This window comes from uncultured Desulfobulbus sp., assembly GCF_963662935.2.
Classification (GTDB): domain Bacteria; phylum Desulfobacterota; class Desulfobulbia; order Desulfobulbales; family Desulfobulbaceae; genus Desulfobulbus.
In genome coordinates, this window is the sequence record NZ_CAXXTL010000003.1 from 495,228 (window position 1) to 508,359 (window position 13,132).

Below are 13,132 nucleotides of genomic sequence, written 5' to 3' on the forward strand. Positions count from 1 at the left end.
TTTACAAAGAACGGCAACAAATGCTGCGGACCCCAAAGAGGCTCCATTCACCCATACAGAGACAGTCTTGGTTACACAAAGGGATAATGGAAAAAATTGTTTTTGGCAGGTCGATTTGACGAGGTGTACCTGTTTGATATCGAAACCATCGCCTGAGAGCAGCATCAGAAAAGCCTCGTCAGAATTGAGCGACAACACTGTTGTTTTTGTCCGGGAAGGAATTACGGTAACCTGACGATCTTCTTTTATTGTCCTGGATAACATGAAGAGAGGTTAAAGCAACATCTCACGATTTATTGTTTTTCTATTTAAGGGGAGTTAGTCGCATGAATTTCTCTTTTTGGTTTAAGCTCTACCTGTTCACCATCCCGGTTTTTTTTGCCATCGACATGATCTGGCTGGGTTATGCGGCCAGAAATTTCTATAAGGAGCAGCTCCATTCGCTGCTCAATCCCCAGGTCAACTGGACTGCGGCCCTCCTCTTCTATTTTATCTACATCGTCGGCATTCTCATCTTTGCCGTTCGCCCTGGCCTGGAAGCCGGTTCGCTCGCCAGGGCCTGCCTTTTCGGTGCCCTGTTCGGTTTTTTCACCTATGCCACCTATGATCTCACCAATCTGGCGACACTGCGCGACTGGCCGGTTCTGGTCACGGTGGTCGACATCGCCTGGGGCACGGTGCTCTGCACCCTGGTGAGCGGCGGCAGTTTTCTCATTGGTTCCTGGCTCCTGAAGGGATGAAACCCCTTGTCCCCAAAATGATTGCAGCGTGATGATCATGGCCACCGTTTTAGAAAGTGCGGCGCTTCTCCTTCTGGCTTACATGAGCTGCATGTTTGTCATCGGTTTATGTGCCAAAGACAACAGCCTGATTGACATTGCTTACGGTCCGGCCTTTGTCGTTGCTTCCTGGGGCGCCTGGCTGTTCGGGGGCACTGCGGGATTCCGGCCACTGCTGCTGCTTGCTCTCGTCACCCTCTGGGGGGCGCGTCTTGGTTTGCATATCGGCCTGCGCCACCGGGGCAAAGGGGAAGATTTTCGCTACCGGGCCTTCCGCGAAGCCTGGGGCAAGACCATAATCTGGCGGAGTTTTCTCCAGATTTACCTGCTCCAGGGGGCAGTGGTTTTTGTGGTGGCGATGCCGATCCTGCTCGCCATCGCCAGTCCCGGCGGTGGCCCAAGTTGGACTGATTTCGTAGGCATCCTGCTCTTTGGAGTCGGATTCTTCTTTGAGGCGGTCGGCGACTGGCAGTTGACCCGTTTTAAACAGAACCCGGCCCATCGCGGCCAGACAATTGAGGAGGGATTGTGGCGCTACACCCGTCATCCCAACTATTTTGGTGAAGCCGTCCTCTGGTGGGGTATTTTTATTATTGGCCTGGGATCACCGGCAGGCCTCTGGGGTCTGATCAGCCCGCTGACCATCTGTTTTCTCCTCCTCAAAGTGTCGGGGATTCCGATGCTTGAGGCCAAATACATTGGTAATCCGCAGTTTGAGGCCTACAAGGCCAGGACCAACGCCTTTTTCCCCTGGTTCCCGAAAAAGGGGCCGGACACTCCTTCCTCCACCGGCAATCCGGAACATTCATGAACCCATCAGAGAACAGGACACCCCGAAAACGAGTAGCGGTTATCGGCGGAGGTGTGGCCGGCATAGTAGCCGCCCATCTTCTGCAGAAAACCCATGACGTCACCCTGCTGGAGCAAGGCGATTACCTCGGCGGTCATACCCATACCATCCCTATCCCCGATGGTCCAGATGCCGGCACCCCGGTTGATACCGGCTTCATCGTCTTCAATGAGGCCACCTATCCCCATTTCATCCAATTCCTTGAGGAACTCAAGGTTCCGTCGAGGCGGACGGAGATGTCGTTTGGCTTCCAGTGTCTTCAGACCGGTCTGGTGTATGCCGGCAATGATCTCAACGGCCTCTTTGCGCAGCGATCCAACCTGTTCAAACCACAATTTTATCGCTTTCTCCTTGAAATCGGGCGCTTCAGCAAGCAGGCTAACAGGGATCTTGATGCCGGCCATGACCTGGGAACCCTGGAACAATGGGTACTCCGGCACCGATTCATGCCCTTTATGGTCGAAAACTATCTCAAACCCATGGCCGCAGCCATCTGGTCGACCCCGGCCGGCCAGGTCGCCGCCTTTCCTGCCCGGTCCTTTCTCCTCTTCTTCCGCAATCACGGCCTACTCACCTTCGTCAACCGGCCGAGCTGGCGAACAGTGAGTGGCGGCAGCTGGAGTTATGTCAAGGCTTTTACCCAAGCGTTCACCGGCACAATCCGCCTGCAGGCAGCAGTGGAGCGGTTGTACCGCACCAATGACGGCGTCAGGGTGGAAAGCGCTGGTCAATCACCGGAACGCTACGATCAGGTGGTGATCGCCACCCATGCCGATCAGGCTCTGCGCTTGCTCGGCGATCCGACCCCGGAAGAAAAGCGGCTCCTCGGTCCCTGGCAGTACGAGGCCAACAGCACGGTCCTCCATACCGATTTGTCGGTGCTGCCTTCCATGCCCAGAGCCTGGTCCTGCTGGAATTTCAGGAGGGATGCTGACAAAACGGCAAATAAGCCCGTCTATCTCACCTACAGCATGAATCTGCTCCAGGGGTTGACCACGCAAAAACAGTATCTCGTCACTCTGAATCGCCCCGGAGACTACGACGAAAGCCAAGTGATCGCCCGCATGGTCTACCATCACCCCACCTATACCGTCGATTCCATGGCAACCCAGCCCTCACTGCCGACACTCAACGGGGTCAATAGCACCTATTTCTGCGGCAGCTATTTCGGCTACGGATTCCATGAGGATGCGGTTCGTTCCAGTGTCCAGGCGGTCAAACTTTTGCAGGAAAAGGAATGAACTCGCAACTCTTTACCGGGCAGCTTCGTCATGCCCGCACCCATGAAGTTGAACACAGCTTTGTCTACAGCCTCCACCTCTTTGCCTTGGATCTCGACGAACTGGAACAACTGGACCGCGATTCGATCTGGTTCGGCCATAACCGGATCCGGCCGCTCGCCCTCCATGACCGCGACTACCTTTACCCCGGCAACGCGCCCCTGATTGCCAAGGTTCAGCGGGCGCTCGAAGAAAACGGCATCAACCAGCCCGCCGCCCGCGTTATCCTCGTCACCGCTCTGCGGCAGTTCCATTATGTCTTCAATCCGGTCAGCTTTTTTTACTGCTACGATCAAGAGGGCGAGATTTTCTGCGTCCTCGCCCAGGTGAACAACACCTTCGGTGAAACCCATCTCTACGTGCTCCAGCATCAATCCGGTGACCTCACCTTTGGGACCGAAAAAGTCTTTCACGTCTCCCCCTTTTTCCCTCGAAAAGGGCATTACGCCTTCCGCCTCAGCCCGCCAGGAGACACCCTGCTGCTGGAGATCACCTTCTCTCTCGATGGGGACAAACCGGCTCTGGTGGCCTCGTTCACCGGCACGGCCAGACCATTGACCCCAGGGACGCTAGCCCGCACCGTTTACCTCCATCCGCTACGGGCTGCCCTAACCTTTCCCCGCATTCTCTGGCAGGCGGGTCGTCTCTTTGCTGAAAAAAAACTCAAGGTCTACACCAAGCCCGACCCCTGTTCGCCCCTGACCCTGCGCCAATCGCCGCCGAGTCTGCTTGAGCGGCTGGGGCGCAAGGTGATGACCCATTTTTTCAGCCAGCTCGACCACGGCCGGATGACCATGATCCTGCCCGAAGGCGAGCAGCTGATTTTCGGTCAACCCGACGGTTCGCCGCAGGTGGCCATGCAGGTGGTCAGGCACCGGTTTTTCCAGCGCGCCATGCTGACTGCCGATATTGGGTTCGGCGAGGCGTATGTCGATGGGGACTGGAACAGCCCGGACCTGGTTGCCCTGCTCTCCCTCCTCAACCTCAGGGAGGAGGCAGTCAACGACCGGCGAATCTGGCCGGCTCTCGCCGGGCGGCTGCTCAACCTGATGGTTCACCGCCGGCGCGACAACACTCTGGCCGGTAGCCGGCGCAACATCAGCGAGCATTATGACCTCAGCAACGAGCTCTATGCCCTTTTTCTCGATCCGACCATGTCCTACTCCAGCGGCATTTTCCTCGACCACAACGACAGCCTTGAGCAGTCGCAGGTTAACAAGTTCCAGGCCGTGATCGACAAGGCGGCCATCGGACCGGCAGACCATGTGCTTGAGATCGGCTGCGGCTGGGGCGGTTTCGCTCTCGAGGCGGTTCGGCAGACCGGGTGCCGCCTAACGGGGATCACGGTTTCCCGCGAGCAATTCGATTGGGCCACCCGGCGGGTGGAGGAAGAAGGGCTGGCGGACCAAATCAAGATCCTCCTCACCGATTACCGCCATGTCGAGGGCAGCTTCAGCAAGATCGTCTCCATCGAGATGCTCGAGGCTGTCGGCCATCCCCACCTGCCGGTTTACTTTTCGACCCTGGACAAGCTGCTCGCTCCCGGCGGACGGATAGTCATCCAAGCCATCACTATCCCAGACCAAAAATACGGCGCTTATCGGGCCGGTTCCGACTGGATCCGCAAACATATCTTTCCCGGCGGCCATCTGCCTTCAGTCGGGGCAATGGTCTCCGCCATGAGCGGCAAAACCCGCCTCAATATCGTCGAGATGGAGGATATCGGCAGCCACTATATCCGCACGCTGCAACTCTGGCGCGATGCCTTTCTCAAGAGGCGCCAAGAAGTCCTCGATCTTGGATTTGACCCGACCTTTGTGCGCAAATGGGAATACTATTTCAGTTACTGCGAGGCAGGATTCCGCAACCGTCTGGTGCGGAATTATCATCTGGTGTTGGCCAGGATGGGTGAACCGGTGGAGGAAGCATGGCGATATTATTGAGTGGCCAAACCTGGACATCACTGCTTAATTACGCCTTGTTTCAAGCAGGTTGGTTTGTTTGCGTGCTCGGGGCGGCCGCAGGGTATCCTTGGCTGGCAGCAGCGGCCGGACTGCTGCTGGTGCTGGTGCACCTGGCTCTGGTAAGAAATGCAGCGCACGAAAGCCTGCTGCTACTGGCAAGCCTGCTGCTTGGCCTGCTGGTCGATGGCGTCCATATCCGCACAGGCGTGCTTGTTTTTCCCATCGGCAGTTTCCATCCGAGCCTACCGCCGGCCTGGATTCTCGTCCTCTGGCTCCAGTTCGCCATGAGCCTCCACTACTCACTGGGCTGGCTAAACGGTCGATATTTCCTTGGCGCGTTGCTGGGGAGTGTTTCCGGTGCCCTTGCCTACTGGGCGGGGGTCAGGTTCGGCGCCGCTCAATTCAGCGATGATAATATCTTCCGTTGCCTTCTACAGATTGGGGCAAGTTGGGGGTTGGTCATGGTTATCCTCCTCTGGGTAGCGGCACGGACCTCTGTTCGGGACAGCACCATCCTGTATCGACTCAAGTTCTTGACGAAGTCAAGCTAGCTCCCTTTGGAATGCTTAAATGGTCTAGGGAATTTGAACAGGCCTCTGAACGAAAAATGGATAAATTCCCCTCCGGTTTTGAGACAAAATTCCTTATTTGAACGTGGCTTTTTTGAGCCGTTTTTTCAATTTTCAAACCCGGAAATGTTCCCCCTCTGGCCGAACCAAGAAAAGTTAACGACCGACTTCAATTGCCTCAGTTGCCAAACATCGGTCCGGTCGGGCCTAGATGGCAAGAGTAGCAGCCGAAACCTTTGCGAGTGATCAGACTGAATTGATTTTTCCCAAGGGCCTCTGCCATCTCGGGCACCAATCGATTTAACTTCAATCTGGTTGTCTCAGGGTGACTTTCGAATTCCGGTCCAAGAAGCAGTTTGCCACTAAGCCTGGGCAGATGAGTGGTGGGCATATGAAAATCTTCGACCTGGAAGCCCTGCCCGTGGCACAGGGTACAGTCTATTTTGGTATAGTGATCTGGTCGCCAGGACTGAAATACTGAGGTCGCGACGGGAAGAATAACCTGCTCCATGTGTCGTTTACGTTGACTGATGTCCATGTCGGACCATTCCAACTGGTAGCCTTCAATAGAGCCGGTTTTTGTCGACTTGGGATTGCAGCCAAGCGAATTCAACATAAGAGCCAGAGTAATAACGATTGTCCATGTCCTTGGGATTAATGAATCCAATACGCCTAAAATCTTTTTATTGCCAGTGTCCATGTAACCTCTTGATTCATCCATACATATTGGCGTGTTTCCGAACTCATCACGAAACACCCTTTATCATATCACTCTTTCATGTCAAATTCTTCGATTAAATATATGAGGCCTGCATGCACAGAAGGGAAGTTGTGTGTGACATCCACTGACCAGGTCTGTGGTGAGCATTGCCTGAAATGAAATATATGATCAAACAGGTGGGCTATGGTTTGGCGGGAAACTGATCGGCAAAGTTGCCAGTGTGTTCATCTCCACCGCTACACAGCACGGCGGACACGAAACCACGATCACTTCGTTACACACCAACCTGCTCCATCATGGCATGATCATTGTCGGCGTTACCTATTCTTGCAAGGAACTCATGGCGCTTGACGAAGTCACTGGGGGATCTCCCTACGGCGCCGGGACCCTTGCAGGCGGCGACGGTCGCCGTCAACCCTCGGAGAATGAGCTTGCAATTGCCCGCTTTCAGGGAACCCATGTTGCCAATATTGTCAACAATCTCTTGGCATAAGTCTAACCGGAGCGATAGGTGGCAGTAAAAAGAGACCGGAAAGAATACATGATGCTTCTGAACATACTGTCTAGGAAATCCCGGTAAAGATAGATGTGCTAAGCCATGGACTCAATAACACAAGTCACTATCGGTTGCGCGATAGGTGAGGTTTGCCTCGGCCGGCAGCTCGGCAATCGAGCCATTCTTTGGGGCGGTTTAGTCGGAACGCTCGCCGACCTCGACGTTCTCGTCAACCCGCTTTTCGACGAAGTCGCCAAACTCACCTGGCATCGCGGGTATTCGCATTCGATCCTGGTAAGCCTCGTCGTTGCGCCGCTTTTAGCCTGGTTAATGCATCGACTCTATCGCGATCGAACCCAGTTCAGACATTGGCTGGTCTTCATGCTGATGGCGTTGCAGGCTTCGATCTGGCTCGATGCATTCACGGTCTATGGAACGCAATTGCTGCAGCCATTCAGCGATTATCCGGTTGGCTTCAACTCAATTTCGATTGTCGATCCGATATTCAGCTTACCGTTGTTGATTGCGGTGATCACTGCGCTTTTCCTGAGTCGTGAGAACGTCAAGCGCCGGCTCCTCAATGGCATCGTGCTGACGTTTGGTGCAATCTATCTTGTAGCGACGCTCGGATTCAAGTCGCATATCAACTCAGTTGCAGAGGAAGCTTTCGCGAAACAGGGTATCACCGTCGAACGCTACATGACCGCACCGACGCTATTCAACACTGTGCTCTGGCGCATCATGGGTGAAGTGGAAGACGGTTACTGGGTCGGTTATCATTCGTTGCTCGATGAGCACGACGGCCTTAAGTTTCAGTTCATCTCGCGTAATGATAGTCTGCTCGCTAAGGTGCGGGGAAGTCGAGCGCACAAAGTTCTTATGTGGTTTTCGAAGGGATGGTACACGGTCCACCAACTTGAGGGCAGGTTGATGCTCTCTGACATTCGCTTCGGCGAACTGGATGTCGATCTCAACAATCCCCGCGTTTACATTTTTACCTGGGAATTATTGCCCGACGAAAGCCGCCCCGGTGAATATACGTTTGTCCAAGTCCAGCCCGAGATGACCAACGCGAGAGCTGTCTTCCGCAACCTCGCTGAAGGCATCATGGGGCGGTTGCATTAGTGCTGCAGCGATGATGAATCTAAATGCGCACGGCGTTCATCAAGTTGCTCACGCAACAGCGGGAAATCAACAATTGGATAGCAGGTTTCGGCATCCTCTTCTTGCGCACCAGTCTGGGCGTGGTCTTCCTATGGCTCGTGTGCTCAAGTTCTTCCCCGACCTGCAGGAGACGAGTTCAGGGGGCATGATGCTAATTCCAACAAGAACATTCTGCGGACAAGCCGCAGATGTTCAAGTTAGAAGTCACGATATCTCTGAAGATCTTGACCATCGAGACCTCGGATGGTCGTGTGGTGATGCTCTTCGTATTGTCTATACGATCATAAAGCGATGAGGTTACACCCTGAATTGCACGAAACCAGCCTAACATGGACCTGATTTGGGAACGATTGACATAGCGGAAACGCGCACCAAAGGACAACTCAAATGATTGAAATCGAAGAGAGTTCCGGCAATATATACACCGACCTTGGCATGGCCGACTCTGACGAAATGATCGTCAAAGCACAGCTTGCGACCCAAATTGGTGAGATTATTAAAGGCCACAAATGGACCCAGCTACAAGCCGCTGAAGTTGTAGGCATTACTGAGCCGATGCTGTCGAAGATGCTGCGAGGCCAATTTCATAGAATTAGTAAAGCGAAGATGCTTGATTGTCTGGCACGACTTGGCCCTGATCATCGCTGGCCCCGCTCGACTTACTGAGCAGACATGCCACTACCTCTGGCGCAAGGAGTATGGCGGCATGAAAATCGATTAGTTCAAGCGTCTCAAAGAGTCGGAGTAAACATATCCCTGAATTATACGTTAACTTGAGCCCATGCCTTTTTTCTCTGTTTTGAAAATGTGTTAGTTAAAAAATATAAAATGCACTTAAAGTGCACTAAATATTTACATTTGTAATAAATATATTATTAATACATGCATCTAAATACATCGAACACCGGACTTGGTATCCGATTACTGGCTCAAAGTGATCGTGTTCAGGCCAGGGATGAAAGAAAGGTGCAATCTATGGTCCTCGAGAATTACACGAAAAACTCAATCGTCAAACCTCTCCACCAGTAGCTCCTCCTATTTCACGAGGGGCTGGTTCGTTTCCTTGAGTGGCATCTTGATTGCAACTGCGAATTTGAACAAAACTTCCAAGGCGATATGTCTCAATCAGGTAGAAGTCTTAAAACAAGTTCACCAAGTTCACCAAGTTCATCTTTATCTCCTCCGAATATTCGCAACAGGTGATCCCAGAGTAAATTGAGGGCTGAAAAAAAGGGGGGCTGGGGGGCCGTGTTCCGCCTCAGTTGGAAATGGACATTCAAGCTGTTTGCATTAAGGGGGTATGGGTGTTCGTGTTATCTCCCCTTGGGCTGATTGGGCCGTAGGCACGAAGTCGTTTTTTCTTTCTCAGTTCCCTAGCCTTTTCCAGTTTCCGGTCTCGCTCTTTGAATATTTCCTGGTCTCTGCCGTTCAATTTGTCCATCGGCGCGATATAACCGATAGCGCTGTGCAACCTGACCTTGTTGTAGTGATTGATGAATCCTTCAACCATTCTGCGGGCGTCGTCAAGGGAAAGCGGGACGCCAGGACGAATACATTCCCCCTTGATGGTTGCATGGAACCGTTCCAATTTGCCGTTGGACTGGGGATAATACGGCGATGTCCGCACATGCGTCATGCCCGAGATGCGGATGAATTCCTTGAAATCTTTGGCAATAAATTGCGGGCCGTTATCTGAAATGATCCTTGGCCGGGCTTCGGGGAAGCTCTCCTTGGCGCGTTGCAGGATGATCTCCACATCCATTTCCGTCATCTGTTCCCTGATCTCCCAATGGACAATGAAACGGCTGCATCCATCGAGAATGCTGCACAAATAATAAAATGTGCCGCAGATGTTGATATAAGAAATGTCCACATGCCAATGGTCATGGGGCCTGAGCGGTTGCACAAAGCCGGTGCCCTTGAGGCTTTTCTTCCGGTTCCATTTCTGCAGCAACCCTGCCTGGCCTAGAACTCGCCAGGTGCTGCTGGGGCTGACTGCAACGATGTCCTGATCCAGTAGCATAAACGTCAACCGCCGATACCCCTCAAGGGGATTGTTGACAGCAAAATTGACGATCGCTGCCCGTTCCCAAGGTTCAAGCCAGAAATCACGAGGGATCAGCCCATTATGTTCGTTGGTTTTGCCATACCGCTTGATCCATGCATAAAACTTGCTCCTGGAAACGGCCAGCCAGGCGATGATCTCCTTTAGAGCCACTTCTGCTTTCCGGCTCCAATGCTTGCTGAAATCAACAACGGTATCTCGTGTATCATGAGGAACCCAGCTACCATTCAGAGCTCCCCAAGTTCTTTTTTTAACTGGATATGCTCCTCCAGCAACTCGGAAAGAACTTCATGTTTTCGACGCAATTTATCTTCAAGCTGATGGATTCGTTGTTCTTCTACCTTCTTGGAGTTTTTGTTTTCTAGGGCAAAGGCAGCTGCTCCCTTTTCGAAAAACTGTTTTTGCCAACCGTAGAATATATTCGGTTGCAGTTGGTATTCGTCGCACAGATCCGATACCGTTTCCCGGCCAACCAGGTGGCGCTTGAGGATAATTACCTTCTCTTCAGGGCTGTAGTTGTGGCGCTTCTTTCGCATGGACTTTCCTCCGTTCATAATGGTTTATCATGAACAGCTCAAAAGTCCTATTCCCGTTGAACCAAGACAGCCGTATCCCCCAGATAGCGTACCGAAGGTAGCGTAAGGGCAGTTACAACAGATCCAGGCAATAGGAAAAGAGATGGGTAAGCCAAGGTGTCCGGCTGAAGAGGCCATGCTACTTCTCCCCTCATGGCGTCCTTTTCTGTTGTTTCCGACCGGCGAAAGCCGGGACACTTTGATGAGGTGCAACCATGGCAAATATTCAGGAGGTCAAGGGCAAGAACGGTATAAAGTATCGAGTGCTCATTCGATTGAAAGGGTTCCCCGCTCAATCTGCCACGTTTTCCAGGAAGACCGACGCAAAGAAATGGGCTCAAGATACAGAAAGTGCCATACGCGATGGCCGTCATTTCAAAACGGTGGAGTCGAAGCGGCATACTGTCACTGAAATGATCGATAGATATATCGATGACGTTGTGCCTGGAAAAAAGGATGTTCGCAATACAACCAGACACTTGTTGTACTGGAAAGAGCAGATTGGCGCCAAGCTCCTGTCGGATGTCACCACACCCTTAATTGTCAGCATTCGAGATCGTTTGCTTAAGGAACCATATTTCACAACCCGGAAGGTTGGTGACTCCATCATCACGACAGAGAGATTCCGCAGCAAGGCCACAGTAAACCGATACTTGGCCGCTCTCGGTGGTTGCCTCTCTATCGCTTCGACCCAATGGGAGTGGCTGGAAATTAATCCTATGAAGAATGTTCAGAAACAGACTGAACCGCTGGGCCGCGTTAGATTCTTGTCTGATGACGAAAGAGAGCGCTTGCTGGCAGCATGTCAGAGCAGTGTCAATTCTGGTTCCTCACATGAAACGGTGCATGAGCGGTATGGCCGGTAAGTTGCCCATACAGTGGTAGAGGTTGCAGATAAAGAGGTCAGCTGTTCTGAACCCATAGGCCTTGTGGCTGACGACTTTGGCTTTATTGTTGAGCCCTTCGACAGTGCCGTTGCTGATGGGCATGTGGAACCAGGTCAGGATGTTTTCTTCATGGCGTCGGACCATCCAGGCAAACTCGCGTAAGGGTTCCAGGCGAGAATGCGTTGCCCACCAAAACCACTGCTTCAAGTGCTTCCTGGCCCAGGTTTTTGTCTTATAGGACCATAAATCTCGAAAGCGCTCTTTGAGGAGATAGGCCCTGTTGATCTTCAGATTCATATGCTCAAGGCTGCTGAGTCTGATCCTTTGCTTCGGCGTAAGGTTCCAAGGATTCTTAAGCCAGATATACCGGCTGTCCTTCATGAGCTCCTTGTGTTCCTTTCCTTTTTCTCGGATCTCATCTCGCCGGACTTGATCAACCGCTTCCATCAGGTGGCGAACGATATGAAATTTATCAAAAACAAGAGTTGCCTGCGGAGCACATTCCTTGATCACCTCGACATAGGGCTTCCACATATCGCAACAGATGCCCTGGAGTTTGTTTGTCCGCTCTGGCCCGAGGTAGTTGAAAAAGCTGCGCAAGGTATCTTTGGTTCTTTCAACCCCGCTCCAGATCAAGGTTTTTGAGCGGAGATCGTACACATTGGTGAGGTAGACATGACCTTTTTTCCGCGAAATCTCATCAATACCAATATGCGTAATGCCGCTGAGATCGCGATGCTCCATGCCATATTTCACTACGCTTTTGACTGCTGTGGCAACCGTACCCCAGGCACAACTGAACAGTTTGGCGACAGAGTACCAGGGCAGCATCTCGGCCCACTTGGCCAGGTAGCAACTGTAGGCAAGAGTAAAGCGTTGCTTGCCCGTCACCCAGGGAAGTTTCTCCGTGCGGACGCCTCCACATCGAGAACAAGACACCCGACGAGGTACATATTTGACCCAGACAGGTATATTCCACAGAGGCACGTGGCGAAAGAATCGCACCTCTCGCCGATCCCGGTAGACGGCAGGATGTCCGCATGACCCGCATCGCACCCTGTGGCGGGCATCAGGACGAATTTCAGCGATTATTCCATCGGAGTCTTTGGTGACCGTATGTACTCGAAAACCTTGCAAATCAACCGTCTGTTTGATTATCTGTTCAACAAGCATGAGTTCCTCTGTAGATAGATTATTGGCTGGCCGGCCTTTATCTACCTAAAAGAACTCATGCTTTTAAATTTGTTAAGCTGTTTTACGCACCGTTTCGTGCGGGGAACCTCAATTCTTTGCTTTTCACCATTGTTGTGTTGGCTCTCAGCACGGGCATGCGACAGGGGGAGATACTAAATCTCACTTGGGATGATATCGATTTCGCCAATAAACGGATAACTCTGCACGACACTAAGAACGGTGAGAGAAGAACGGTTCACCTGGCGGGGAAGGCGCTAAGTTTACTTCAGGAGTTGAAGGAGAAAGACCTTCGAGGCGACAGCAATCTTGTATTTCCCGGCACACTTGCCTTGAACCGTGGTCCTGCATCCATCAGAACAGCTTGGATGACTGCCTTGAAAAAAGCTGAGGTAACAAACTTTCACTTCCACGATCTTCGCCACAGCGCAGCGTCTTACTTGGCGATGAATGGAGCCCCATTACTTGACATCGCCGCGATCCTCGGCCATAAAACCCTGTCCATGGTCAAGCGGTACAGCCATTTATCAGAAACGCATGTCGGAAGTGTTGTGGCTTCGATGAACGAGAAAATATTTAGGTGATTAACTG

12 protein-coding genes and 2 pseudogenes are annotated in these 13,132 nt (G+C 52.3%); 10 read left to right on the forward strand and 4 right to left on the reverse strand.

Going from position 1 to position 13,132, the window contains the following annotated elements; all coding sequences use genetic code 11:
- The first annotated feature begins 326 nt into the window (after positions 1–326).
- From ACHZCX_RS20955 to ACHZCX_RS20975, 5 genes are read left to right on the forward strand one after another with little or no spacing between them, the layout of a single operon-like run.
- Positions 327–740 (forward strand): DUF2177 family protein, encoded by a 414-nt coding sequence (locus ACHZCX_RS20955; protein ID WP_319589153.1) that lies wholly within the window; start codon positions 327–329, stop codon positions 738–740.
- Between the two features lie 37 nt (positions 741–777).
- On the forward strand, positions 778–1,590 hold the full coding sequence (locus ACHZCX_RS20960; protein WP_319589154.1) for a DUF1295 domain-containing protein: 813 nt from the start codon (positions 778–780) through the stop codon (positions 1,588–1,590).
- On the forward strand, positions 1,587–2,870 hold the full coding sequence (locus ACHZCX_RS20965; RefSeq protein WP_319589155.1) for an FAD-dependent oxidoreductase: 1,284 nt from the start codon (positions 1,587–1,589) through the stop codon (positions 2,868–2,870). Before ACHZCX_RS20960 ends, ACHZCX_RS20965 begins: the two co-directional genes overlap by 4 nt.
- Entirely contained in the window at positions 2,867–4,852 is a 1,986-nt protein-coding gene (locus tag ACHZCX_RS20970; RefSeq protein ID WP_319589156.1) for a DUF1365 family protein, read from the forward strand. The genes ACHZCX_RS20965 and ACHZCX_RS20970 overlap by 4 nt, the downstream gene beginning before the upstream one ends.
- Positions 4,837–5,424 (forward strand): DUF2878 domain-containing protein, encoded by a 588-nt coding sequence (locus ACHZCX_RS20975; RefSeq protein ID WP_319589157.1) that lies wholly within the window; start codon positions 4,837–4,839, stop codon positions 5,422–5,424. Before ACHZCX_RS20970 ends, ACHZCX_RS20975 begins: the two co-directional genes overlap by 16 nt.
- A 196-nt stretch (positions 5,425–5,620) precedes the next feature.
- On the opposite strand, the gene ACHZCX_RS20980 is transcribed toward ACHZCX_RS20975, so the two are convergent.
- The gene (locus ACHZCX_RS20980; RefSeq protein WP_319589158.1) at positions 5,621–6,142 is read right to left on the reverse strand and encodes a hypothetical protein; all 522 of its coding nucleotides are present in this window, start codon (positions 6,140–6,142) and stop codon (positions 5,621–5,623) included.
- A 187-nt stretch (positions 6,143–6,329) separates the two neighbouring features.
- Here ACHZCX_RS20980 and wrbA point away from each other — a divergent pair.
- From wrbA to ACHZCX_RS20995, 3 genes and pseudogenes are all read left to right on the forward strand, one after another.
- Positions 6,330–6,656, forward strand: a pseudogene (gene wrbA / locus ACHZCX_RS20985) (NAD(P)H:quinone oxidoreductase); the annotation flags it as partial.
- A 105-nt stretch (positions 6,657–6,761) separates the two neighbouring features.
- Entirely contained in the window at positions 6,762–7,784 is a 1,023-nt protein-coding gene (locus tag ACHZCX_RS20990; RefSeq protein WP_319589159.1) for a metal-dependent hydrolase, read from the forward strand.
- Positions 7,785–8,210: 426 nt separating this feature from the next.
- Entirely contained in the window at positions 8,211–8,489 is a 279-nt protein-coding gene (locus ACHZCX_RS20995) for a helix-turn-helix transcriptional regulator (RefSeq protein WP_319589160.1), read from the forward strand.
- 610 nt (positions 8,490–9,099) lie between these two features.
- Here the strand turns inward: ACHZCX_RS20995 and ACHZCX_RS21000 are convergent.
- Together ACHZCX_RS21000 and ACHZCX_RS21005 are read right to left on the reverse strand one after the other, a co-directional pair.
- Positions 9,100–10,041 carry an IS3 family transposase gene (locus ACHZCX_RS21000; RefSeq protein ID WP_319589161.1) on the reverse strand — a complete coding sequence of 314 codons (942 nt, stop codon included), beginning with the start codon at positions 10,039–10,041 and terminating at the stop codon, positions 9,100–9,102.
- Between the two features lie 74 nt (positions 10,042–10,115).
- Entirely contained in the window at positions 10,116–10,442 is a 327-nt protein-coding gene (locus tag ACHZCX_RS21005; RefSeq protein WP_319589162.1) for a transposase, read from the reverse strand.
- A 236-nt stretch (positions 10,443–10,678) separates the two neighbouring features.
- Between ACHZCX_RS21005 and ACHZCX_RS21010 the strand changes: the two genes are divergently transcribed.
- The gene (locus ACHZCX_RS21010; protein WP_319589163.1) at positions 10,679–11,329 is read left to right on the forward strand and encodes a hypothetical protein; all 651 of its coding nucleotides are present in this window, start codon (positions 10,679–10,681) and stop codon (positions 11,327–11,329) included.
- On the opposite strand, the gene ACHZCX_RS21015 is transcribed toward ACHZCX_RS21010, so the two are convergent.
- Positions 11,294–12,523 (reverse strand): ISL3 family transposase, encoded by a 1,230-nt coding sequence (locus ACHZCX_RS21015; RefSeq protein WP_319585207.1) that lies wholly within the window; start codon positions 12,521–12,523, stop codon positions 11,294–11,296. The two genes, ACHZCX_RS21010 and ACHZCX_RS21015, sit on opposite strands and share 36 nt — an antisense overlap.
- 116 nt (positions 12,524–12,639) lie before the next feature.
- Between ACHZCX_RS21015 and ACHZCX_RS21020 the strand changes: the two are divergent.
- Positions 12,640–13,125: pseudogene (locus tag ACHZCX_RS21020) on the forward strand (site-specific integrase); the annotation flags it as partial.
- Positions 13,126–13,132 lie beyond the last annotated feature (7 nt).

Bases quoted from the DNA above. Each gene is read 5' to 3' on its own strand.
- ACHZCX_RS20955 (WP_319589153.1), top strand. From the start codon at position 327: ATGAATTTCTCTTTTTGGTTTAAGCTCTACCTGTTCACCATCCCGGTT.
- ACHZCX_RS20960 (WP_319589154.1), top strand. From the start codon at position 778: ATGGCCACCGTTTTAGAAAGTGCGGCGCTTCTCCTTCTGGCTTACATG.
- ACHZCX_RS20965 (WP_319589155.1), top strand. From the start codon at position 1,587: ATGAACCCATCAGAGAACAGGACACCCCGAAAACGAGTAGCGGTTATC.
- ACHZCX_RS20970 (WP_319589156.1), top strand. From the start codon at position 2,867: ATGAACTCGCAACTCTTTACCGGGCAGCTTCGTCATGCCCGCACCCAT.
- ACHZCX_RS20975 (WP_319589157.1), top strand. From the start codon at position 4,837: ATGGCGATATTATTGAGTGGCCAAACCTGGACATCACTGCTTAATTAC.
- ACHZCX_RS20980 (WP_319589158.1), bottom strand. From the start codon at position 6,142: ATGGACACTGGCAATAAAAAGATTTTAGGCGTATTGGATTCATTAATC.
- ACHZCX_RS20990 (WP_319589159.1), top strand. From the start codon at position 6,762: ATGGACTCAATAACACAAGTCACTATCGGTTGCGCGATAGGTGAGGTT.
- ACHZCX_RS20995 (WP_319589160.1), top strand. From the start codon at position 8,211: ATGATTGAAATCGAAGAGAGTTCCGGCAATATATACACCGACCTTGGC.
- ACHZCX_RS21005 (WP_319589162.1), bottom strand. From the start codon at position 10,442: ATGAACGGAGGAAAGTCCATGCGAAAGAAGCGCCACAACTACAGCCCT.
- ACHZCX_RS21010 (WP_319589163.1), top strand. From the start codon at position 10,679: ATGGCAAATATTCAGGAGGTCAAGGGCAAGAACGGTATAAAGTATCGA.
- ACHZCX_RS21015 (WP_319585207.1), bottom strand. From the start codon at position 12,523: ATGCTTGTTGAACAGATAATCAAACAGACGGTTGATTTGCAAGGTTTT.